The following is a 24,730-nucleotide window of genomic DNA, read 5'->3' on the forward strand; positions in this document are numbered from 1 at the left end:
AGGATAGGCATTACATCACTAAGGCCGTATAATGCGCGACCAATATCGATTTAAAGCCGGAGAAAGCCCATGCGTCCAGCAGACCGAGCAGCACAACAAGTCCGCCCATTAACCCTGACCCGTAATTACACGAAACACGCTGAAGGTTCAGTGTTGGTTGAGTTTGGCGATACCAAAGTATTGTGCACCGCCACGGTTGAAGAGGGTGTCCCGCGCTTTCTAAAAGGGCAGGGCCAGGGCTGGATTACCGCCGAATATGGCATGTTGCCACGCTCCACCCATAGCCGTAATGCCCGCGAAGCTGCGAAAGGCAAGCAAGGCGGCCGTACGTTGGAGATCCAGCGCCTGATCGCCCGCTCTTTGCGTGCGGCAGTGGATCTGAAGAAGTTGGGCGAGTTCACCATTACTTTAGATTGCGACGTTTTGCAGGCTGATGGTGGCACCCGTACTGCTTCAATCAGTGGGGCTTGTGTGGCGCTGGCTGATGCGCTGAATAAGTTGGTGGCCAGCGGCAAATTAAAAGCTAACCCGATGAAAGGGCTGGTTGCTGCGGTTTCTGTCGGTATCGTGAAGGGCGAGGCCCTTTGTGATCTGGAGTATGTAGAGGACTCTGCGGCGGAAACTGATATGAATGTTGTCATGATGGAAGATGGCCGGATGATAGAGGTGCAGGGCACCGCTGAAGGTGAGCCGTTCAGTCATGAAGAGCTGTTGGCGTTGCTGGCATTGGCCCGAGGGGGGATAGAGACTATCTTCCAGGCGCAGAAGGCGGCGTTAGCGCAGTAATTGATTTAGGCGACTCGGTAGTCGCCTTTTTTTTGCCTGCAATTTGAGGCACCTAATGAATAAGTGATTAACGAAAGCCGTCACAATCTAGAGAGGAGAGGTCCCCATGAAAGCCTATCAGCGCGAGTTTATTGAGTTTGCGCTTAACAAGCAGGTGTTGAAGTTCGGCGAATTTACCCTGAAGTCTGGGCGAATCAGCCCCTATTTCTTTAATGCAGGGTTGTTTAATACCGGGCTTGATCTGGCAAAACTCGGGCGTTTCTACGCCGCTGCATTAATGGATTGTGGCGTGGAGTTCGATCTATTATTCGGGCCAGCCTATAAAGGTATTCCGATTGCAACCACCACCGCCGTCGCTTTGGCGGAGCATCATGAGCGTGATCTGCCTTACTGCTTTAACCGCAAAGAAGCGAAAAACCACGGTGAAGGCGGCAGTCTGGTGGGTAGCCCGTTACAAGGCCGAGTCATGCTGGTTGATGATGTGATAACCGCCGGCACTGCAATTCGTGAATCAATGGAGATTATCAATGCGCAAGGCGCGACACTGGCAGGTGTGATGATTTCATTAGATCGTCAGGAGCGCGGCCGTGGTGAAATCTCGGCGATTCAAGAAGTTGAGCGTGATTACCATTGTAAAGTGATCTCTATTGTTACCCTGAGTGATGTGGTCAGTTATCTGGAAGAGCAGCCGGAAATGGCCGATCATCTGGCGGCTGTTCATCGCTATCGCGAACAGTATGGCATCACCCTCGATCGTTAATTATTCGCTGCAATATCTGAACATCATGCCGTGCTTCTCCCTTGGGGGAGCTGTGCGGCACGATTTTCGCCTTTTTGATTTTTTGCCCCCCATCCAAAATGCTATTCACTTCTGTTATTGATTGCATATTTTTTGCAGAAATTGTGCAACAAAATCCTCAACGCTTTCCTGCTCGCCCTGTTAATTGCCGCTTTTTTATTCATTATCACCATTAATCATTTTTGGTTAATTGTCTGGTTGATCTCACTGTATTTCTCTTGTTGCGTTCTCTTGAAGCGTTTCAGTTCTTAATTTCGAACGAAGGGTGCAATCCAGTGCAACTAATAATTTCCATATTGTTATGAGGGTGTTATTTTCCGCGCAAGCACGGATAAAAAAGAAGTGTCACTCAATCATCACTGAGAACAAAGCGATAGGCTGCCGTGTATTTCTTCAAAAGGACATAGTTATGAAAGCGTCAATATTTAAAAGTCTTTATTTTCAAGTGTTAACGGCGATTACCCTGGGTGTTTTGTTAGGTCACTTTTACCCTGACCTCGGCGCTCAGATGAAACCACTGGGTGATGGATTTGTTAAACTAATTAAAATGATTATCGCACCCGTGATTTTTTGTACCGTCGTGACGGGCATCGCGGGGATGGAAAGTATGAAGGCCGTTGGCCGTACCGGTGCGATAGCCTTGCTCTACTTTGAGATTGTCAGCACCATCGCGCTACTGATTGGTCTGGTAATTGTGAATGTGGTACAACCCGGCGCCGGGATGAATATCGACCCGGCGACACTGGATGCCAAAGCGGTTGCACTCTATGCCGAGCAAGCCTCGCAGCAAGGGATTGTGCCGTTCTTACTTGATATTATTCCCGGCAGTGTGGTGGGTGCTTTTGCTAGCGGCAATATTCTGCAAGTGCTGCTGTTTGCGGTGTTATTTGGTTTTGCCCTGCATCGTCTGGGTGAGAAAGGCCAGATCATCTTCAATGTTATCGAGAGTTTCTCCCGCGTTATCTTTGGCATCATCAATATGATCATGCGCTTAGCGCCAATCGGGGCTTTCGGTGCTATGGCCTTTACTATCGGTAAATATGGTGTGGGCAGTCTGGTGCAATTGGGTCAGTTGATCATCTGCTTCTACGCCACCTGTATCCTGTTTGTGGTGGTGGTGCTTGGCTCGATTGCAAAATTCAACGGCTTCAATATCTTCAAGTTTATCCGCTATATCAAAGAAGAGTTGCTGATCGTGTTGGGGACCTCATCATCTGAATCCGTGTTACCGCGGATGCTGGACAAGATGGAAAAAGCGGGCTGTAAGAAGTCGGTGGTTGGTTTGGTTATCCCGACCGGCTACTCCTTTAACCTTGATGGCACCTCTATTTACCTGACTATGGCGGCGGTATTTATTGCGCAAGCCACGAACACCCATATGGATGTGATTCATCAGGTAACATTATTGGTGGTGCTGCTGCTCTCTTCGAAAGGGGCTGCAGGGGTGACAGGCAGTGGCTTTATTGTGTTAGCCGCCACCATTTCTGCGGTAGGGCATTTGCCTCTGGCTGGGTTGGCCCTGATTTTGGGTATCGACCGCTTTATGTCAGAAGCCCGTGCGCTGACTAACTTGGTGGGTAATGGTGTTGCAACCATTGTGGTTGCCAAATGGTGCAACCAGCTGGATAACGATCAGTTGCAAGCGGTGTTATCCAATAAAACTCCCCCGAATAGTGAGATGAAGGGCAGCATCTCTTCTTCTTGATAGACGCGTTATACAGTTTCAGATAATTCACATAAAAACCGCCAGTGGCTCGCTGTCACTGGCGGTACTTCCGTAAAATGAGTCCCCCATCGCCGTTTTCTGGTATTAATTACCCTTTAGAGACTATTTTTTTACTCTGATGAGTGACATCCGCAAAAGCATGCGGTCTAACAGAATGGTACACTCCCACCTCCAGTTTTCATGGAGGCGATGACCGTTGATTTTTAGCCCAAAAATGTCGGCATAGTGACCTGTTTTTGCCAGCTGGATGGTTTATGCATCTCTTTATAGCTGCGGTATATGGCGTTGGTCGCTGATATGCTAAGCATTGGCTGTTCACGTGAAACAAGTGACTTACGTAAAATTGTATTGTTTATACCCAAGGCAATTGGTGTTGCAGGTAGGCCGTCAGCGATGCACTGACCCATGTTAGGGAGGGCAGCTAACACCACTGTGGCTTCGAGTAAGAAGGGTTAAAATTGGATAGATTATTAAGTAGGGGTTCACATGCAGGGCACCAGAATTCGTCTCATAGTGGGTGGATTATTGTTGGCTGCCGCCAGCAGTAATGTGCAGGCTGAAGCACTACAACCCGATCCTGCCTGGCAGCAGGGGAAGCTAGAAAACGGGTTTTCATGGCAGTTGTTGGCAACGCCACAGCGCCCAAGCGATCGGATCGAGTTACGTCTGGTCGTTAATACTGGCTCATTATCAGAAAGCGCACAGCAAGTTGGCTTTGCCCATCTGTTGCCACGTCTGGCATTAATGAGCAGCGTGAGCTTTACGCCCGCCCAACTTCAGTCGCTGTGGCAGCAAGGGGTCGATAACGAGCGCCCGTTGCCACCAGCCATTACATCTTATGATTTCACCTTATACAGCCTTAGTCTGCCCAATAACCGCCCTGACCTGATGAAGGAAGCGCTGGCCTGGTTATCTGATACCAGTGGCAAACTGGCTATAAATGAACAAACCGTTAATGCTGCACTGAATAGCGCGACAGATCCGATTGCCACTTTCCCGCAAAATATTCAGGAACCTTGGTGGCGTTATCGGCTGAAAGGCTCTTCGTTGATTGGGCATGATCCGGGCCAGCCGGTGGCGCAACCGGTCGATGTTGAGAAGCTAAAACAGTTTTATCAGCAGTGGTATACCCCGGACGCCATGACGCTGTACGTGGTGGGGAATGTGGATAGCCGCAGTATCGCCGCCCAAATCAGCAAAACCTTCTCAGAGCTGAAAGGGAAGCGCACGACACCTGCGCCAGTGGCGATGTTAGCGCCATTGCCACCAGAGCCGGTGAGCTTGATGGGTGAACAGGCAACGCAAGACACGCTATCACTGATGTGGGATACCCCATGGCATCCGATTCAGGACTCCGTCGCATTGAGCCGCTACTGGCGCAGCGATTTAGCCCGTGAGGCGTTGTTCTGGCATATCCAGCAAGTATTGAATAAGAGCGATCAGAAGAACCTGAAGCTGGGCTTTGATTGTCGGGTGCAGTATCAGCGCGCCCAATGTGCTATTCACTTGAATACGCCGACCGAGAATCTAACGCCGGGGATGAGTTTTGTTGCCCGCGAACTGGCCGGATTACGCACCAATGGCCTGAGTCAGGCGGAATTTGATGCATTGATGGCGCAGAAAAATGATCAGCTCAGCAAGTTGTTTGCCACCTATGCCCGAACCGATACCGACATTCTGATGAGCCAACGCCTGCGTTCACAACAGAGTGGCGTGGTTGATATCGCGCCAGAGCAGTATCAGAAGCTTCGGCAGGCATTCTTGTCTAGCTTGACTCTCGCCGCGCTGAATCAGGAGCTGAAACAGCAGCTATCGCAAGATACCACGTTGATTCTGACGCAACCGAAAGGCGAGCCAGAGGTGAATGTGAAGGTGTTGCAGGAGGCGTATAACGCGATTATGACGCCGCATACCGTGGTGCCTGAGGATGCCGTGCCGGTGGTGAGTGCTGCGGAAACGGCACCGCCGACACCCACTACCGCACAGTAATTAAGTCGCCCGGCGCGCTATGCTCCGGGTTGATTGATGGCTATTGCTGAACGAAGGGGAAGCGTACCGTTGGGGTCGTAGCGGTGTAAACCGCCGAAGTGCCCCGAGGTGCGTTAGCCCCTTCGAACTCGATGCTGAGCTAATCAGACCGCCGGCATGGCTGCCAGTGGGATGATGGCACCACGATACTGAATCACTGTGCTGGCGGTTAAATGGCCACGCACTGCTGCGTCGTGGGCGCTGCCACCGGTCAGGCGAACCGCCAGATAACCGGCACTGAAGGAGTCCCCGGCGGCCGTGGTATCGACGACTCTCTCTTTCGGCAGTTTGACTGCCGGAACATCATATTGCTGGGCTTCAAAGCCCTCTTTGACCCAGACGATGCAAGAATCTGCACCCCGCTTGATAATAATCTCACTCACGCCTAATGCTTGAGTGCGATCAATCACCTGCTCCAGTGACTTCTCGCCCCACAGCATATCTTCATCATCCAGTGTCAGGAAGGCGATATCAGTACAGGCCAGCATGTCACGGTAGGCTTCCTGCGTCTCCTCCTTGCTCTGCCACAGACGTGGGCGGTAGTTGTTATCAAAGATAACTTTGCCACCATTAGCACGGCAGGCGCGCAGCAACTTCAGTAAACGCTGACGTGAAGCGCTGTCCAGAATCGCCAGACTGATACCGCTGAGATACAGATAATCAAATTTTTCCAGACGTTGGCAGATTTCGTCTGCCGCCGGGCTGGTCAGCCAGAAGCGGGCGGCGGCATCATTGCGCCAGTAATAGAAGGTGCGCTCACCGGTGCTGTCGGTTTCGATGAAATATAGCCCCGGCAACTTATTATCCATACGCTGAATAAGGTCAGTGTGGATCTTCTCCTGCTGCCAGGCGGTCAGCATCTCTTCGCTGAAGCTGTCAGTGCCCAGTGCGGTCACGTAATGCACATTCAGGGCCTGCTCAGAAACCTGACGTGCAACATACACCGCTGTATTCAGCGTATCACCGCCAAAACCCCGGCTAAGGTCGGAACCTTTTTGTGATAGTTCAATCATGCATTCGCCGATAACGGCAATATTTTTGCTGGTCATGGAAAGCTGGCCTATTTCTGAATGTGTGTCAGTGATGGGTGTGGTTTAGGCTAGTCTCACTGCTGGCTTAGTTAGAGTCAATAGTATTAAAACGACGTTTTAAATTTTTTATGATGTAGGTTGGGAAACTGACAAGTTTCCCACTGTTCTGAGCCGAATTATGACGATTTTCGTAGGTCGGTGACACTCTGACCACCAATGCCCCAGTTATCGGTCTCTACTTCATCAATGACCACCACGGTTGTTGCTGGGTTTTTGCCCAAGGTATCGACTAACAGTTGCGTGACGCCAGCAATCAGCTGTTTTTTCTGTTCCGCCGTCGCCCCTTCGCGGGTAATTTTAATATTGACATAAGGCATATTCATCTCCATTAAGAGTAATGGCATTATTGAGTTAAGTAATATAGATGGCTTAAATGTGTCGCGCCAACTCATCTACCTGGGGTCATAATCTATCTGGAAATAAGAATCTGTCATGCCGCAATATAAAGTTATGGCCATACGAGTCGATAACATCTCCAGAGGAAATCACCTTTACCACCGGATCTCTGCGGACTGGCGGCAATACACACTGCCATTACTGTCTGATGTCCTGAAACATGGCGACTAAACTGATGATGACTAACAAAGTATCAGGTTTACTTGCGCCATCCTTTGCCGCCATTGATCGTAATAAAGGGCAGAGCTTCTGGCGGCAATGTCAGCGTCGGTACACTTTTCAACCTATCTATCGCACATCCGGGGCGTTGCTGGCAATTGAGTTGCTCACGGCTGTTTTTCACCCCTCATCACCAGACACCCGTCTGAACCCTGAAGATTACTTCAGTTCTATCAGTATCCGCGACCGTTTGGATGTGGTGCTGGAGCAACTGAACATGATTAAGCAGTGGCACGCGATATTTGTTCATCACTCGGTGCTGGTTTCGATCAATATTGATGGTCAGGCGCTGATGGCAATGCAGGATGACAGGCAGGCCAAGGTGCTCATCGACGCCATGCCCTACATTCGTTTTGAATTACTCGAGCATGTTGATACCTCCCTTGATACCCCCTTTGCGCGCATTGCTGAAGCAGATCGACTGTGGTTGGATGATTTTGGTAGTGGGCTGGCGAATTTCACTTCATTCATTAGCTGGCGCTATGAATACATCAAAGTTGCCAGAGATCTGTTTATCGTGTTGCAAGAGAGTGATGTCGGGAACCAACTCTTTTTCACGCTAGTCACCTTAATGGATCGCTACAGTAAAGGAGTGATTGTGGAAGGTGTCGAAACCTCGCAGGAGTGGGCCATGGTACAGCGCTCTGACGCGGCGGCGGCGCAAGGTTATTACCTCTCCCGTCCAACTTCATTTGATCGATTGCAGACGCTACCTATGCTGTTTTGTGGCTAATGCCTTCTCAACAATATCCTATTTTTCACCACCATTAGGTTCCCCGTGTTGCCTTCCTTCGCGTCACCGCATTGAGCTGCCCAAATAATGGACTCTGCCCCATCATCGACTATGGTTAGTGTAGTCTTCTGAATCTGCATTATTAATCGTTTAACGATTTTCCTGACTAAAATTTCGACTAAAATACCGCAAGCTGACGTGCGTTCAAGCCGATCCCGGCGGTGGATTTAGCGTTATTTATCAGATTATTGGCATGGAGCTACTATGACCAAAACCGGAAAAGTACTCACAGGCGTGGGTGGCCTGATTCTGCTGCTATTGGCGGCAACAGTTGTGCTTATTATGACCTTCGACTGGAACCGCCTCAAGCCGACGATTAACGAAAAAGTCTCCGCCGAGTTGCAACGGCCTTTTGCTATCCGGGGCAATCTGGGTGTCGATTGGTCACGAAAAAGCGATGAGCCGGGTTGGCGCGGTTGGGTCCCCTGGCCGAATATCCATGCAGAAGATCTGGTTCTGGGCAATCCGCCGGAACTGGTCAGTGATAAAACGGCAGACGATAAAATAGCTGCCACGGCGTTCCCTGCAGGCGAAATGGTCACCCTAAAACGGGTTGATGCCAGCATCGCCCCCTTAGCCTTACTGGCGAAAGAGGTCTGGATACCCCGTATCTGGCTGACGCAGCCAGATGCCAACCTACTACGGCTGGCTAATGGTAAGAATAACTGGACGTTTAATCTGGCCAATAGCCCGAAGGAGGGTGAGCAGCCCTCCTCCTGGTCGGTCAATATCGACGATATCGTCTTTGATCGTGGCGCGATAAGTCTAAACGATGCCATGCTGAAAGCGGATCTGCACGCCGTGATTGATCCTCTGGGGAAGCCCTTGCCCTTTGCTGAGGTGACGGGGTCAAGCACTGAGAAAAAGGGTCAGCCGCCTGCCGATAGTGCACAAAGCAACACGGCAGATTATGTTTTTGGCTGGAAGATTGACGGCAAGTATCAGGGGCAGTCACTGACCGGCAGCGGTAAGATGGGTGGGATGTTGTCGATGAGTGATGCGAGTCGGCCATTCCCATTGCAGGCTGATCTGCGCTCTGGAGCTACGCGTGTGGCGGTGGCGGGCACCTTAACTGACCCCGGTAATCTGGCGGGGCTGGATCTGCAACTGAAATTCTCAGGCGCCAGTCTGGACAACCTCTACCCGCTGATCGGCGTGTTACTGCCCGCCACTCCGCCTTACAACACCGATGGCCGCTTAGTGGCGAGTCTCAAGCAAGCCGATGGCGCGGTTTATCGCTATGAAAACTTTAACGGTAAAATTGGCGACAGTGATATTCACGGCAATCTGACCTATACCGCCAGTCAGCCACGGCCAAAATTAACCGGCAACATGTCGTCAGAAAAATTGCGCTTTGCTGATTTAGCGCCATTGATTGGGGCGGATTCCAATCAGGAAAAAGCCAGGCGTGGCGAGCGAAACCGGCAACCCGCGAATAAGGTCTTGCCGACTGAAAAGTTTGATACCAAAAGCTGGGGGGTGATGGATGCCGATGTCACCTATACCGCGAAACGTATCGAGCGCGATAAGTCATTACCCCTAAATGATCTATCGACCCACGTGGTGCTGAATAGTGGCGAGTTATTGCTTGATCCACTGCGTTTCGGCATGGCGGGAGGGAGCCTGAATGCCACGTTACGGCTGAATGGCAATAAAGATCCCATGCAGGGTAAAGTGGATTTACATGCCCGCCGGCTGCAATTGAAGGCGCTATTGCCACAGGTAAAAGCAATGCGTAACAGCTTGGGGCAGTTGAATGGCGATGCATCCTTTACCGCGACCGGCAACTCGGTGGCCGCGCTACTGGCAACCAGTAATGGCAGTCTGCGCTTACTGTTGAATCAAGGGTTGATCAGCCGTAGCTTGATGGAGTTGCTTGGCCTGAATGTGGGTAACTATCTGGTGGCGAAGTTGTTTGGTGACGATGAGGTGAAGATTAACTGCGCGGTGGCTGATATTCAGCTGCGCAATGGGTTAGCCACCCCACGCCTGTTTGTGGTTGATACCGAAAACGCCATGATCAGCATTACCGGTAATATTAACTTCGCGACCGAACGGCTGGATCTAACCATCAATCCAGAAAGCAAAGGGCTGCGTATTCTGACCCTACGCTCCCCGCTCTATGTGAAAGGCACATTTAAGCAGCCGGATGCGGGTGTAAAAGCCGGGCCATTAATCGCCCGAGGTGCTATTGCCGCCGTGTTAGGGGTGGCGCTAACCCCTGCCGCCGCATTGCTGGCGCTGATCTCCCCCAGTGAAGCAGAGGCTAATCAGTGCACGCCATTGCTGCAAAAAATAAAGCAGAAAAAGTAGTCAGTTAGTGTATTGGTGGCGGGGGGAGCAGTTGACACTGGTGATCCTGCAACTCCTCCACTGATGCACGATGTAACTTTGTCAGATCCGCCTGGCTGGCTAACAGCAAAAACTCCCCGTTTGGCAATGCGGTCATGGCTAAACCATAACTGCCCATTTGATTTTTTGCCCCGGTAACTTCATCGGCGAGCAGGCGAAATGCGCCGAGATGCTGTAGTTCAGTTGCTGTGGTGCGCCGCGCCAGATAATCATGACCCAGTAACCCGCCGGGTAAGGGCTGCCATTGTGGGCTGAAATCAGCCTCATGTGCGGCCAGCGCCGCTTTTACCTGAGGTTTTAGGCAAGAGATATGAATATGTAATTGATTCTGAGAGCGACCATATTTTGAATTAATGGTTAGCGAGATATTTGCATCATCAATGGGTGCGCCATATTTATCGGCCATAAAGTGGCGGGCCTGCCAGGCATCCAGAAAATAGTTCGGGCTGTTGGCCGCTAATATCTGCGGGCTTTCTATGCCGCTGATTTTCGCGGTGGGCATGAGTAAATATTGCAATGGCCCGTGTATGTCCTTATACACCACAAAACCAGCCTGCGTATTGACCTCAATACAGGGCTGCGGGTCATGATTGGCTTCCATATTGGGCACGCATTGTTGGCTAACAATTTTCCACAAGGCGTCGGCATGGCTGGAGCGTGATTGATACGCCACGATCACCGCGATTACCACCAGCAGCCCTAATATCATCCATCTAAACCCAGCTTTTTTTATATAGCGTGACATCTGTGATCCTTCACTTCCGATGATGGAGCATCAGTGTAATGACAAATCAGCAGTCAGGGCAAACCCCCATAACCCTTATTTATCATTATGGGGTGTTCACCTGATCCGGACGCAGATAGATTTGGCGGGTTACCCTGCTTTTCCGCCTGGATTTTGCGGTAAGGTTTCGTCCTCCGCATAGTGGGCGGTGGCTATCCAGGCGGCGCAGAAGAGGGTCAGGCGAGCGAAGAAGTAGAAAAAGGCCATCAAACCAATCACCGAACCAAAGGCCGCGCCGGAAGGCGAACTGGCAAGGCGTGGCAGCATCATGGTCATGACAAACTTGATGATCTCAAAGCCGATGGCGGCAATTAGGGTGCCGCGTAGCAGCGCTTTTTTCTTCGGCTTATGCCGTGGCAGAATCCAAAATATCCACAAAAATAGCAGATAGTTAGCCGCGATAGAGATCGACATTGCAATCAGTGTCATGGCGGGTCGCAGCCACTCAATTCCCCCCAGACCTAAGGCGTTGACGATGGCAGACTGCGCCGCGCCGGCGATCGAGGTCAGTGACAGAGTGATAATTAGCGCGACAACTAACCCGATGAGCGAGATAAAATCACGGGCATAGCGGTAGTAGAACTTCTCCTGATCCTGCGGATTGCGCTCCCACACATCCCGTGACTGGGCACGAATGGCTTCGCGCAGATTACCCATCCAGCTAATACCGGAGTAAAGGGCAATCGCTAAACCGGTCAGCCCAACAGTCGTGCGCTGCTGAATGGCGGTATTCACAGTATTTTTAAGTGTGGCGGCTAATGCTGGGTCGCTGATGGTATTAACAATTTTGTTAATTAATTCAGCCAATAAGTCCGGATTTGAGGCCAGAACAAAACCGACGGCGGCAAAAGAGACCATCAAAATAGGGATCAGCGACAAAAATGAAAAATAGGTAATGGCTGCCCCGAACTGGCTGCCCAAGCGGTCATTAAAACGATCTGTGGCGCGGATAATATGGGCGATTGGCGGATAAGCTTTCACTCGGTTACTCATTCGCGTCATCGAGGAGATAGCTCTCTTTCCGGTTTCAATCCCCGTTGCCAGTGGCGCTGAGCTGTTTTTCGGTGCGTTCGGCATAATTCTCCTTAATTGCATTAATCCATGCCTTATGCAGATGATTCTTCTACAAAATGTGACATAAAATCGCGAGTAATCTGTTGATAATAGCAGAGTCGATGGCTATCACAACAGTCGTGGGTAAGTTCTAACGATAGTAATAGTAAGATTAACCCTCAATTTCCCGATTAAAAATAGCCTTAACGTCTTGATTAAGATCTGAATTTATATTTTGTAGGAAGCATCCTACAGATCAGGTCATGCGGTCTTATGTTAAATGTATTTTTGGCGGCCTATATTAGGTGATAGTTAGATTTAATTGTTATCCAATAATTAAATCTGGTGGAAATATAAATAAAAACAAACAGATTAACAATTTTTGATTTGCTTATTTTTTGCAAAAAACCAGGTGATTAATATGATAATAAATAGAATAGCGCCATCTGCTCGTTTTCGTAAAACGCTACTGGCCAGTCTGTTGTTCCCTCTTTTTAGCCCTCTTTATAGTTGGGCGGCACAGACTATTAGTGTCACCGATGGCAGTGCTGTTTCTATCTCTGGCGATTACGGCACAGATGATAACTACCAACCAAGTGTGGTGGTGAAAGGCCCTGGCAGCACTATTATCGGGGCTTCCGACCTTAGTATTCATACCACGGGGCTGATGGGCAATGGTGTTGAGGTGTCTAATGGTGGCGCACTGAATTTGAATGGGTCCACCATCAAAACCGAAGGTGAGGTTGCCTATGGTATCCGTAATAATAGTGGTACGGTTAATTTGCAGAATGGGACAATAGTTACATCAGGTTCAAGCGGTAATGGTATTTACACCTCTGGTGCAGGAAACCGTGCTGATATTAATGGCACCGTGTTTAATATTCTCGGCGGGCTTGCTAACGCGGTGTCAGGTTATGATGGCACCTTATTGACGGTAAATAATGCAACGATAAATATTAGTGGTGGATATGGTATTTATCTAAGTGGTGTCGGGAGCTTATTAACTGGCGAAAATAACGTCATTAATAATACTAGCTCTTATAGTGGTACTGGTGTCTATATTACTAATGGTAGCTTAAATTCCACACTGAATAATACGACACTTAATATGACCAATGCTTATGCAGGGATCGGTGTGGGTAAAGATTCGGCTATTACGATGAATGGTCTAACCGTCACGGGTAATATTAATAACGTATTCGATATCAATGGCAGTGCCAATATCAGCAACGCCAATATTGATTTGGCGTCTGGTTCGGTATTGCGGGCGATGGGCAACAGCCTGACCAACAAGGCGGTCATCGTGTTAAATAACGTCAATGCCCTCTCTCGTAGTGGCAATTCCGCGTTGGTTAACGTGAATATGAACGCCGATGTCACCATTAATGGCGGTTCTTACCACTCCCAAGGCACATATGCCATGGGGATTTGGGTGCCGGATAACAGCTCGTCGGTGAGAGTCACTAACGCCACAGTGATGACTGATGGTAATAATGCGACCGCCATCGAGAATCGGGGAACCGCGATTGTTGACCAGACCACGGTGAAAACTACCGGGGATAATTCCCACGGTATTTACTCTCAATCGATCTTTAACGCCACCAATATGGCTATTTCGACCACGGGTGTTGGCAGTGTGGGTGCTACCGCCGCCAGAGGTGGCAACCTGAATCTTGATGGGGCGACTATTGAGACTACCGGTGCTTCCGGTATGGTGCTGGGCACTTTCATTGGCTCATCAATCAGTGCGAAAAATGTGGCTGGTACTTCTACTGGTGCCAGCGCCTATGCGCTGTGGACGCAAACCAGCAGCTCTATTTTGCTGCAAGACAGCCGCATCATCACAACCGGTATGAATGCTGGCGGTATTTACGCCGCAGGCGCTGACACCATTTATAGCCAGGTGACGTTGGATAACACTCAGATTATCAGTCAACAGGGGGCGGGTGTTCGAGCTTATGGCGCCAATATAAATATTGATGTGAAAAATGGTTCGCAGCTCAGTGGTGGCAACGGCTTGCTGGTAAATGCCAGTACCAATGTTGGCACCACCACCGCGCCACTGGATATTATCAGTAACGTCAATTTGCGTGCCGATAACCACTCTATTCTGGTGGGTGATATTCAGGCCGATGCCAATAACAGTGTCAGTCTGGCGCTGAAAAATAGCTCAGTTTGGACCGGTGCTGCGCGTAACGCCCAAAATATTGATATCGACAGCAGTAGTATCTGGAACTTGACCAACAATACAGATGTCGGCTCACTGAACGTGCTGGGTCAGATAAACTTTATTCCAGCGGTTAGTCGCCTCCCTGGTACCAGTATTCCGGGCGGCAATTTCAGAACCTTAACGGTGAATGGCGACTTAACCGGCAACGGCAGTTTTGTCTTTAATGCGCAATTAGACGATGACAATTCACCGGCTGATAGGCTGCATATCACGGGCAGTGCAACGGGTGAGCACTACGTTAAAGTCGTGAATCAAGGGGGATTAGGCGCGTTAACCACCGGCGCAGGGATCAATCTGATTCAGGTTGATGGCGATGCCCTCTATGGTCAATTTTTGATGAGTGACATGGTTACCGCCGGAGCTTACCAGTATTACCTATATCAGGTTGATGGACATAACTGGAATTTACAATCCTATCTGGCACCGGTTGGCCCCACCGATCCGGGTAAACCGACAGTTGTTGACCCAAATCGCCCGATACAACCGGCGATCGCTTATCGTAATGAAGTGCCGGGCTACATTGCTGCGCCTTGGCTCAATGCCTTTTACGGCTTCAGCACACTGGGCCGCTTACACGAGCGCCGTGGATCGGCCGCTGGGGCTAACAATGGCTTTAATCAAGACTCTTGGGGCCGGATCAGCGGGCAGCGAAATACCTTCGAAGCAGGGCGTTTTAGTTATGACTCCGATATCTGGTTCGCTCAGTTGGGCCATGATTTTTATCAGGGCGAAAATGCGGCCGGAACGCAGGCCACGGCGGGGGGGATGATAACACTCGGTAAGCAGGAGACCGAGACGCAGGATAAGGCGCGCGCGGTGCGTGCGGGTTTATCAATCAATACCGGCAAAATCAAAACTGATGCCTATGGTTTGGGAGGGTATTACACGTTGATGACACGGCAGGGGGGTTATATCGATCTCGTCGGTCAGGGGACGCTATACCGCAACAGCTATCAAAGCCAGCATGATGCCAGACAGAATGGTTATGGTGTGGCGATGTCAGCCGAAGTTGGTCAAGCATACCCTGTTGTTGGTAACTGGAAAGTGGAACCCCAGGGGCAGTTGCAATATCAATATCTGAATTTGAATAGTTTTGCTGATGATATTTCTGGGGTCAATGGCACCTCCTATTCTGTCGGGCAAGCCCGCGCGGGTGTACGAGTATTCAGTGAGGCGACTAAACAGCAAGCGATTAAGCCCTACTTATCTACGGATGTGATCTATCAGCTCGGTGATAACCCAGAAGTGACTATTGATACCACGACTCTTCGCCCTGAATTCAGTAAAACCTACTGGCAAGGTGGGGCAGGTATTAATGCTAAAGTGAATAGCAACGTTGATATCTATGCGGATGTTAAATACCAAAGAGCTTTTGATGGCAAGATGGACGGTTACGCCGGTAATTTGGGTATTAAGGTCAGTTTCTAAGTGATAAGAGCGAGTTAGCTATTGATTTTCAGGCCATTTTCACGCGGTGGCCTTCGCGCTTTAAGACAATAAAAAAGGCTACAAACCCTGGGTTTATAGCCTTTAACGATCTTTTGTCAGTCTGCTTAGCGCATTGTGACAAACTCTTCGGCGGCCGTTGGGTGGATAGCGACAGTGTTGTCGAAATCTTTCTTGGTTGCGCCCATCTTCACTGCCACGGCAAAGCCTTGCAGGATCTCATCCATACCGAAGCCGATACCATGGATGCCGACAATCTTCTCTTGCGCACCAACGCAGACTAACTTCATCCGGCAGGGTTGGCGGTGCTGAGTGACAGCGCTGTACATCGCGGTGAATGACGATTTGTACACTTTCACTTGGTCGTCGCCAAACTTCTCGCGCGCTTGTGGTTCAGTCAGACCAATAGTGCCGATAGGGGGGTGGCTGAATACCACGGTCGGAATATTGCTGTAATCCAGGTGCTCATCCGGCTTGTTATTGAACAGGCGCTCAGACAGACGGCGGCCCGCCGCGACGGCCACCGGTGTCAGTTCAACCGCCCCGGTATTATCACCGACGGCATAGACCCCTGGGACGTTAGTATTTTGGAACTTATCAACCTCAATGTAGCCTTTCTCATTGGTTTTGACGCCGCTGGCGGCCAGATTCAGGTTGTCGGTTGCAGGTTCACGGCCAATCGCCCAAATCAGGTGATCCACAGTCACAGCAGTGCCGTTTTCCAGTTGTAGTGTCAGGCTGCCATCTGCATTTTTGATAACCGCTTTTGGCACCGCTTCGGTATGGAGCTTTGGCCCTTCGCTGTTCATCACTTCCAGCAGGGTTTCCACAATCAGCGGATCAAAAGTCCGCAGTGGCGCATGTTTGCGCACAAACAGATGGGTCTCGGTGCCTAACCCATTGAGTACGCCCGCGATCTCTACCGCGATATAGCCGGCACCCACCACGGCAACGCGTTTTGGCATTTCGTCCAATTCAAAGAAACCATCGGAATCAATACCATATTCAGCGCCTGGAATATCCGGATGGCTCGGACGGCCCCCGGTGGCGATCAGGATGTGGTCAGCGGTGATTTTTTCACCGTTAACTTCCACGGTATGTGCATCAACAAAACGTGCATAGCCATGAATCACATCAACTTTATTATTACCTAAGCCGCGCTCATAAGATTGATGGATACGATCGATGTAAGCAGTACGATTGGCAATTAGCTTTTTCCAATCGAAATGATTCACTGTGGTGTCGAAGCCGTAGTCTGGGCCATACAAATGAATTGCTTCCGCAATTTGCGCGGCATGCCACATCACTTTTTTCGGCACACAACCAACATTCACACAGGTGCCGCCGAGCTGTTTAGCTTCGATCAGCGCACATTTTTTGCCATACATGGCAGCCCGGTTGATCGACGCGATCCCGCCACTGCCACCGCCAATTGCTAGATAATCGTAATGTTTGGTCATCAGGGTCGTTTCCAAGTCGTTTAAAAATGGCCTAAGAGTTTAACCTTTGCTCGCATTTTGTCGCAAAGGTTGGATCAATGGCTCCGATAGGCAATTGGCATTATTCCGGCACTACCCATTTCACCAGTGTATGACCATGGCCTGATGGCACGAGCGCTTTGTGCAGCCACGGCAACAGCGTGTTCATTTGCTGTTCCAGTTTCCACGGTGGATTAATCACAATCATGCCAGAAGCTGTCATGCCGTGCTGGTCGCTGTCTGGGCGAACTGCCAGTTCAATTTGCAAGATACGGCAGATACCTGTGGCTTCCAGATCCCGTAACATGCGCTTGATTTGCTGACGTAAAACCACCGGATACCATAATGCATAGGTGCCAGTTGCAAAGCGTTTATAACCTTCCTGAATGCCTTTCACCACATCCTGATAATCGGTTTTCATTTCATAGGGTGGGTCAATCAGAATGAAACCGCGGCGAGATGCGGGGGGTAACTGTGACTTAAGCTGCTGATAACCATCGGCACGCTGGACTTTAGCCCGCTCATCTTTGGCGAATTCATTGCGCAGCAGCGGGTAATCGCTAGGGTGCAGTTCGGTCAGATGGATTTTGTCATCTTCACGCAATAAATGACGCGCGATCAACGGCGAACCGGGGTAGTAACGCAACTTCTCGGCGCGGTTAAAGTAGTGGATAGCACTCATATATGGGGCTAAATCATCAGGTAAATCATCGCGTTGCCACAGTTTCCCGATACCTTCGAGATATTCACCTGTGCGCTCGGCATGCTCACCGCTTAACTGGTAGCGGCCGGCACCGGCGTGGGTATCCAGATACAGGAAGGGTTTCTCTTTCTCTTTCAGCGACTCGATAATCAAGCTCTGAACAGTGTGTTTAAGGACGTCGGCATGGTTGCCGGCGTGAAAACTATGGCGATAACTTAACATTTTATATTAACCAATTGATATTTATGGTGAATATTAACTTCACCGAAAATATATGCTGTACATTGTGGCAGTGCTTTTTGCGGTCTATCTTTGTGGATGCAATAAAACATCACAGTCAGAAAGCGCAGCCAGCACATTATGGCAACTAGTATAAACTGTCTGGTGGATAAAAAGTGAAATCAAAAGGATTAAGGTCGCCTGCCATTGATTTTCGTGTCCGCAGACCTCATGTTAATTACTCAATCATCACTTATTCTCCACCGCTCGGCCCGCTCTGGCGCTGGAATTCAAAATCATAATCAGGACTGCCCTATGACAAATCCGCTGTTGACCCCGTTCTCCCTGCCGCCATTTTCTGCTATTCGCCCTGAAGATATCGTGCCTGCGGTAAAATCCGCTTTGGATGAATGCCGTCAAGCGGTGGAGCGGGTTGTTGCCCAGCCGGGGCCTTTCACCTGGGATAATCTGTGCCAACCACTAGCTGAATCGGATGACCGCTTATCACGTATCTGGTCACCGGTCGGGCACTTAAACTCGGTGAAAAACAGCCCGGAATTACGCGCCGCTTATGAGCAAAGTCTGCCATTGCTGTCGGAATATGGCACCTGGGTCGGGCAGCACAAGGGCTTGTATCAGGCTTATGTCAGCTTAAAAGAGGGGCCGGGTTTTGAGGCGTTGACCGCCCCACAGCGCAAAGCGGTAGAAAATGCCCTGCGTGATTTCCAGTTATCCGGTATTGGTCTGGCGCCTGAGCAGCAAAAGCGCTATGGCGAAATCGTGGCCCGCCTGTCTGAACTGGGTTCGACTTACAGCAACAATGTGCTTGATGCCACCATGGGCTGGAGCAAGCTGATTACTGATGTCGAACAGCTAAAAGGGTTACCGGAAAGCGCATTGGCGGCGGCTAAAGCTATGGCGGAAGCCAAACAGCAAGATGGCTGGTTGCTGACGCTGGATATGCCAAGTTACCTGCCCGTGCTGACCTATGCTGATAGCGCTGAATTGCGCGAAGAGATGTACCGCGCCTTTGCGACCCGCGCTTCTGATCAGGGGCCGAATGCGGGCAAGTGGGATAACAGCGAAATCATGGCTGAGATCCTCACGTTGCGTCATGAACTGGCGCAGTTACTGGGCTTTAACAGCTATGCGGATAAATCGCTGGCGACCAAGATGGCGGAAAGCCCGCAGCAGGTGCTGGGCTTCTTAAATGATCTGGCCAAACGCGCGCGTCCACAGGCGGAAGAGGAGCTGGCACAGCTACGAGCATTTGCGGAAAAGCATTATGGTGTCAATGAGTTAGCCGCGTGGGACATCACCTACTACTCCGAAAAACAGAAGCAGCATCTATTCTCTATCAGTGATGAACAGTTGCGCCCTTACTTCCCTGAACAGCGTGTCGTCGAAGGGCTGTTTGAGGTGGTGAAGCGCATTTATGGTATCACCGCCAAAGAGCGCCATGATGTGGATACCTGGCATCCGGATGTGCGTTTCTTCGAACTCTATGATGCCAGTGGTGAGCTGCGCGGCAGCTTCTACCTTGACCTCTATGCCCGTGAACATAAGCGTGGCGGGGCGTGGATGGATGACTGTGTCGGTAGCTTGCGCTTGGCGAACGGCCAACTGCAAAAACCGGTGGCGTACCTCACTTGCAACTTTAACGGCCCAGTTGGCGGCAAACCGGCGCTATTTACCCATAATGAAGTGACCACTTTGTTCCATGAGTTCGGCCATGGTTTGCATCATATGCTGACCAAAATTGATACTGCGGGCGTCTCGGGTATCAATGGCGTGCCGTGGGATGCGGTCGAATTGCCAAGTCAGTTTATGGAGAACTGGTGCTGGGAGCCGGAGGCGCTGGCGTTTATTTCCGGCCATTACCAAACCAATGAGCCGCTACCGCAAGAGATGCTGGATAAGCTGCTGGCGGCGAAAAACTATCAGGCCGCGCTGTTTATTTTGCGTCAACTGGAGTTCGGGCTATTTGATTTCCGCATGCATTATGAGTTCGATCCGCTGACCGGCGCGCAGATCCTGCCGATCCTGTATGAGGTGAAAAAACAGGTCGCGGTGGTGCCGTCACCAACATGGGGCCGCTTCCCACATGCCTTTAGCCATATCTTTGCCGGTGGCTATGCCGCGGGTTACTACAGCTATCTGTGGGCGGAAGTGCTCTCTGCTGATGCCTTCTCGCGCTTTGAGGAGGAGGGGATTTTCAATGCCGCTACCGGCCAATCTTTCCTCGACAATATCTTGTCCCGTGGCGGTTCAGAAGAGCCAATGACACTGTTCAAGCGCTTCCGTGGTCGTGAGCCGCAGTTGGATGCTATGCTGCGCCATTACGGTATTAAGGGCTAGAATGTGTCACAGGTAAGTATTTGTTTATTGTCTGAAGCAGGCGCCGATCCCGGCGCCTTGTCGATTCTGGCTGAGCGCTGGGGATTGGTGTCTGACGAGCAGGCGGTTATGGCGCTGGTGTGGACCCCCGAGCGCCTTGAGTTGCGCAAGCGAGATGAGCCAAAACTCGGCGGCATTTATGTTGATTTCGTCTCCGGCACGTTGGCCCATCGCCGCAAATTTGGTGGCGGGCGGGGTGAAGCCGTCGCCAAAGCGGTTGGCATCAAAAAAGGTTATCTTCCGCGGGTGGTTGATGCTACCGCAGGTTTGGGGCGCGATGCTTTTGTTCTGGCGGCGCTAGGTTGCCAGGTGCAGATGCTGGAACGTAATCCGGTGGTGGCGGCTTTGCTGGATGATGGTTTGCGCCGTGGGTATCAGGATGCTGAGATTGGCCCTTGGTTGCGTGAGCGTTTGACGCTGCTACATGCCTCCAGCCTGACGGCGTTGGCGGCAATTGAGCCACGGCCGGAAGTGGTGTATCTCGATCCAATGTACCCGCATCGGCAGAAAAGTGCGCTGGTCAAAAAGGAGATGCGGGTATTTCAATCGCTGGTGGGCGCTGATGAAGATGCCGATGGCTTACTGGCTCCGGCCCGTGCGCTGGCAACCAAGCGGGTGGTGGTTAAGCGCCCGGACTATGCCGAGCCGCTGGCCGGAATAGCTGCGCAGGCGGCGGTGACCACTAAAAGCCACCGTTTTGATCTCTATTTGCCTTAGCTACCCTTAGTTTAAATTCAGGCTGTGGCGAAATAGGGCTGGCAGCCTGCTTTTTATGCTTGATAAGTTACTACGCGGTGAGTTGTGGGCTGGTAATAAAGTTATTTAAGGTGAGCTGATGCCTACCGATGAGTCTTATCATCATATCGGTTTCATACACGTTATTATCAAAATCAACCATTAGATAAGTGATATCTCTCACTGCATCATATTTTTGCTGTATTTCCGTTTGCCCGCTAAAACTGAACCTATTTACCATGGCAATATTCCGATCGCCAAATAAGAGTGGCGACAAATCGATCTTATCTTTATCTGATTTGAAATCGTGAATGGTATCACTAGATGTTGAGGTGGAGTCACTGGTTCTATTATAGCGGAAGATATTGTTCCCTTCGTCACCCCATAGATGATCAGCACCTGCACCACCAGTCAGAATATTATCAACATCGTTGCCAACTAATTTGTCATTGCCACTACCGCCGATGGCATTCTCTATTACTACATCGGCAGCAATAGAGATATTCGCCACTAAACCACCGACGTCAGAAAAACCGAGTTCATTAAGATTAATATTTTGGTTTTCGGTATAACCGGAGAAATCAAAAGTATCAATGCCACCGGCATCCCAAACACAGAATATTAGCTTATCTGTGGGCGTGTTGGCCGTAAGAAAATCTCTATCACTATTGGAGTTAAAACCATAAGCGGTATTACCGGTGCGGGTGGTTAAATTTGGCCCATAGAGATATTGGACAGCGGCAATATCATATAATTGCGGCGTAGACAGAGAGTTACCACCATAATCAGCCCCGGATGCCTGCTCTGACTGGTAGCTCATGATGCTGACCTGCTGCGTGTGTTGCTGCTCTTCAGGCCAATTTTTTGCACCGTGGGTGTGTTTTAAGCCAAGGGTATGCCCAATCTCATGAGTCAGTATATGAGCGCCATAGTTTGATTGAGTAGGTTTTTTTCCATCACTGGAAAAAGAGTTAAGATATATCGGAGAGAGTATTAAGTTATTTGGATGATAGGCGGCTCCATGTCTATTGTTATCTTGCGAATAACTATAAAAACCGAGATAAGCACTCTCATCTCCAGCAGCTTCAGTAAAATAAATATTAGCTACATCAGCCCAAGACTGCATACTTTTCTTTGCTTGAATAACCTGCATTTTATTAAAGGAGAAAACGTCATCAGCGCTAACTTCAAGGAATTCATCTGCTCTTGGGGGCAGATTAAATGAGTAGTTCAGGCTAATGCCGTATCCATATTTACCCTCACCATTCAGACTGCAATCATGGACTATTCTTGGTGCTATTATTGTCTTTATTTCATTTTTGTAACTTATATACTCTTGTTTGGTTGTTGACTTATTATATCTATTTATGAAGGGCATGATTATCCTTGACTTATAAACAATACTATATGTGACCTGGTTAAAAACAGGGCGGTATATTAACAATGAATATTATTTTTAAAACTCGGATAATCTTAAATTGTTTGTTTAATCATTATCAATAAAACTATAAGTCATTATATAGGTTACCTCCCCATACTCTTTATTTATGTCGTTATAAAGAGTATGGGGGGAGTCATATCTTATTTACAGCACGCCTTGGGCCAACATGGCATCCGCTACTTTGACAAAGCCAGCAATGTTCGCGCCATGTACATAGTGGGTTTGCTTGCCGTCACCGCCATATTCAACACAGGAGTGATGAATATCCAGCATGATGTGATGCAACCGAACGTCTACTTTTTCTGATTTCCAGCTTAAGCGGGCGGCATTTTGCGCCATCTCCAGGCCAGATGTGGCAACACCCCCCGCATTGGCGGCTTTGCCCGGCGCGAACAGAACACCCGCTTCCAGGAAAGCATCTGTTGCCTGAATAGTGGTTGGCATATTTGCCCCTTCGGCCACAGCTTTAACCCCATTGGCAATCAGCTGAAGTGCAGCCGGCAGGTCCAGTTCATTCTGTGTCGCGCAAGGTAAGGCGATATCAACCGGCACACTCCATGGCTGTTGATCCGCCAGATAAACCAGATTACGTTCACGGGCATAGTCTTCAATGCGGCCATAACGTTTGTTTTTAATCTCAGCCAAATGGGCCAGTTTTTCCGGTGTGAAGCCCTCTTCATCCACCACTGTGCCGCCTGAATCAGAGGCCGTAATGACTCTGGCACCCAGCTCCATCGCTTTTTCAATGGTGTATTGCGCCACGTTTCCGGCACCGGAAACTGACACTCTTCGACCTTCAAAACCTAAACCGTGGCGTTTTAACATGGCATCGGTGAAATAGACTAAACCGTAGCCGGTCGCTTCTGGGCGAATCAGGCTACCGCCGAAGGACAACCCTTTACCGGTGAAGACACAAGCGGTGTTATTCGACAGCTTTTTCATCATGCCAGACATAAATGCCACTTCACGGCCACCGACGCCAATATCACCTGCCGGAACATCTGTATCTGGGCCAAGGTGGCGATACAGCTCAGTCATCAACGCCTGACAAAAACGCATGACTTCAGCCTGGCTTTTCCCTTTCGGGTTAAAATCAGAACCGCCTTTACCGCCACCCATGGGTAAGGTTGTCAGGGCATTTTTGAAGGTTTGCTCAAAACCAAGGAATTTAAGAATTGATAAGTTGACTGATGGGTGGAAGCGCATTCCGCCCTTATAAGGACCTATCGCTGAGCTAAACTGAACACGCCAGGCACGGTTAACTTGTACTTTACCCTGATCGTCACTCCAGGCCACTCGGAATTGAATCACCCGTTCTGGCTCGACTAAGCGCTCCAGTAGGCTTTGTTCACGGTAGTGTGGGTTCTGTTCCAGAAAGGGCCAAAGCGAGGTGAAGACTTCACGCACGGCTTGGAGATATTCTGGTTGGTTGGCATCACGTTGTTGTAACGACCCTAAAAACGACTCCAGAGAGATTAAATCATTCATTACTAATCATTCCTTGTACCAATTAAGACTCTCCCGACAATTATTTCTAACTATTATTTTTATAAAAATAGTAGGGAGACGATGTTGTGCATCATCGACTATATCATTGGTTTATATTCATACAGCAAGGGATTTTGAGAAAAGTGGGGTCGCCTTGGAAAACGGATATTTTACTACGTTAAGCCTGTTTTTTAAGTAAATGGCCCAATGGGAGCCAAGCTGAAAAATGCGACAAATCTAACAACTTATTGTTATAAATCAATTTTAGTCATATTTAGTTTTAGTTGCTTGATGGTTAGGAAGTTGGATCCGTTTTTTTCCTTTAGGTCAGAGGCAAAAGAGGGTGATAGGACCATGAGTTTCATCAGCTCAGGCAGCACGAGGTTGACGACTGGTTAAAATAACCACCATTTTGATACCCGTACCAAATTTCAGGCTGCTACATCCCGGTTGTTCAGTGAAGCGTAATACGCTTTTTCTGCCTCTACTGGCGGGATATATCCGGTGCGTTCCATTAACCGGTGATTGTTGTACCAGTCCACCCATTTCAGCGTGGCCAACAGTAC

Annotated in this window: 17 protein-coding genes and 1 pseudogene; 9 read left to right on the forward strand and 9 right to left on the reverse strand. The window is 49.7% G+C overall.

Going from position 1 to position 24,730, the window contains the following annotated elements; genetic code table 11:
- The first annotated feature begins 69 nt into the window (after positions 1 to 69).
- The 4 genes from rph (at position 70) to FFE93_RS00355 (ending at position 5,300) form a co-directional block, all read left to right on the forward strand.
- Positions 70 to 786, forward strand: coding sequence for a ribonuclease PH (gene rph / locus FFE93_RS00340; protein ID WP_004705100.1), 717 nt, complete (start codon positions 70 to 72; stop codon positions 784 to 786).
- Between the two features lie 106 nt (positions 787 to 892).
- Complete coding sequence (gene pyrE, locus FFE93_RS00345; RefSeq protein WP_005273475.1) at positions 893 to 1,546, forward strand: orotate phosphoribosyltransferase; 654 nt, start codon at positions 893 to 895, stop codon at positions 1,544 to 1,546.
- A 448-nt stretch (positions 1,547 to 1,994) separates the two neighbouring features.
- A complete protein-coding gene (locus FFE93_RS00350) occupies positions 1,995 to 3,290 on the forward strand; it encodes a dicarboxylate/amino acid:cation symporter (RefSeq protein ID WP_005273481.1) in 1,296 nt (431 codons plus the stop codon).
- 507 nt (positions 3,291 to 3,797) lie between these two features.
- On the forward strand, positions 3,798 to 5,300 hold the full coding sequence (locus FFE93_RS00355; RefSeq protein ID WP_032897555.1) for a M16 family metallopeptidase: 1,503 nt from the start codon (positions 3,798 to 3,800) through the stop codon (positions 5,298 to 5,300).
- A 143-nt stretch (positions 5,301 to 5,443) separates the two neighbouring features.
- Here the strand turns inward: FFE93_RS00355 and FFE93_RS00360 are convergent, their stop codons facing one another.
- Positions 5,444 to 6,388, reverse strand: coding sequence for a sugar kinase (locus FFE93_RS00360; protein WP_138774663.1), 945 nt, complete (start codon positions 6,386 to 6,388; stop codon positions 5,444 to 5,446).
- Between the two features lie 158 nt (positions 6,389 to 6,546).
- Positions 6,547 to 6,747, reverse strand: a complete 201-nt coding sequence (locus FFE93_RS00365; protein WP_032897557.1) for a 2-hydroxymuconate tautomerase family protein — start codon at positions 6,745 to 6,747, stop codon at positions 6,547 to 6,549.
- Positions 6,748 to 6,986: 239 nt separating this feature from the next.
- On the opposite strand from FFE93_RS00365, the gene pdeH reads away from it, so the two are divergent.
- Both pdeH and FFE93_RS00375 read left to right on the forward strand, forming a co-directional pair.
- A complete protein-coding gene (gene pdeH / locus FFE93_RS00370) occupies positions 6,987 to 7,778 on the forward strand; it encodes a cyclic-guanylate-specific phosphodiesterase (RefSeq protein ID WP_005273495.1) in 792 nt (263 codons plus the stop codon).
- Between the two features lie 264 nt (positions 7,779 to 8,042).
- The gene (locus FFE93_RS00375; protein ID WP_138774664.1) at positions 8,043 to 10,151 is read left to right on the forward strand and encodes an AsmA family protein; all 2,109 of its coding nucleotides are present in this window, start codon (positions 8,043 to 8,045) and stop codon (positions 10,149 to 10,151) included.
- 4 nt (positions 10,152 to 10,155) lie between these two features.
- On the opposite strand, the gene FFE93_RS00380 is transcribed toward FFE93_RS00375, so the two are convergent.
- Entirely contained in the window at positions 10,156 to 10,899 is a 744-nt protein-coding gene (locus tag FFE93_RS00380; RefSeq protein ID WP_005273500.1) for a CDP-diacylglycerol diphosphatase, read from the reverse strand.
- Positions 10,900 to 11,064: 165 nt separating this feature from the next.
- Positions 11,065 to 12,051, reverse strand: a complete 987-nt coding sequence (yhjD, locus tag FFE93_RS00385) for an inner membrane protein YhjD (protein ID WP_005273503.1) — start codon at positions 12,049 to 12,051, stop codon at positions 11,065 to 11,067.
- 397 nt (positions 12,052 to 12,448) lie between these two features.
- On the opposite strand from yhjD, the gene FFE93_RS00390 reads away from it, so the two are divergent.
- Positions 12,449 to 15,685, forward strand: a complete 3,237-nt coding sequence (locus FFE93_RS00390; protein ID WP_138774665.1) for an autotransporter outer membrane beta-barrel domain-containing protein — start codon at positions 12,449 to 12,451, stop codon at positions 15,683 to 15,685.
- A gap of 125 nt (positions 15,686 to 15,810) precedes the next feature.
- On the opposite strand, the gene gorA is transcribed toward FFE93_RS00390, so the two are convergent.
- Positions 15,811 to 17,163, reverse strand: coding sequence for a glutathione-disulfide reductase (gene gorA / locus FFE93_RS00395; RefSeq protein ID WP_005273510.1), 1,353 nt, complete (start codon positions 17,161 to 17,163; stop codon positions 15,811 to 15,813).
- Between the two features lie 100 nt (positions 17,164 to 17,263).
- Positions 17,264 to 18,106, reverse strand: a complete 843-nt coding sequence (locus tag FFE93_RS00400; protein ID WP_049601174.1) for a 23S rRNA (adenine(2030)-N(6))-methyltransferase RlmJ — start codon at positions 18,104 to 18,106, stop codon at positions 17,264 to 17,266.
- A gap of 312 nt (positions 18,107 to 18,418) precedes the next feature.
- Between FFE93_RS00400 and prlC the strand changes: the two genes are divergently transcribed.
- Both prlC and rsmJ read left to right on the forward strand, forming a co-directional pair.
- Positions 18,419 to 20,461: an oligopeptidase A gene (gene prlC, locus FFE93_RS00405; RefSeq protein WP_005273518.1), complete on the forward strand. Its 2,043-nt coding sequence runs from the start codon at positions 18,419 to 18,421 to the stop codon at positions 20,459 to 20,461.
- A gap of 3 nt (positions 20,462 to 20,464) precedes the next feature.
- Positions 20,465 to 21,217, forward strand: coding sequence for a 16S rRNA (guanine(1516)-N(2))-methyltransferase RsmJ (gene rsmJ / locus FFE93_RS00410; RefSeq protein ID WP_049601177.1), 753 nt, complete (start codon positions 20,465 to 20,467; stop codon positions 21,215 to 21,217).
- Between the two features lie 70 nt (positions 21,218 to 21,287).
- Here rsmJ and FFE93_RS00415 read toward each other — a convergent pair whose 3' ends face one another.
- The 3 genes and pseudogenes from FFE93_RS00415 to FFE93_RS00425 all read right to left on the reverse strand — a co-directional run.
- A complete protein-coding gene (locus tag FFE93_RS00415) occupies positions 21,288 to 22,613 on the reverse strand; it encodes a M10 family metallopeptidase C-terminal domain-containing protein (RefSeq protein WP_138774666.1) in 1,326 nt (441 codons plus the stop codon).
- Positions 22,614 to 22,820: 207 nt separating this feature from the next.
- Complete coding sequence (gene gdhA / locus FFE93_RS00420; RefSeq protein ID WP_005273526.1) at positions 22,821 to 24,164, reverse strand: NADP-specific glutamate dehydrogenase; 1,344 nt, start codon at positions 24,162 to 24,164, stop codon at positions 22,821 to 22,823.
- Between the two features lie 431 nt (positions 24,165 to 24,595).
- Positions 24,596 to 24,730 (reverse strand): annotated as a pseudogene (locus tag FFE93_RS00425) (IS3 family transposase); the annotation flags it as partial.

Origin of the sequence: Yersinia sp. KBS0713 (assembly GCF_005937895.2) — a bacterium.
Lineage (GTDB): Bacteria > Pseudomonadota > Gammaproteobacteria > Enterobacterales > Enterobacteriaceae > Yersinia > Yersinia bercovieri.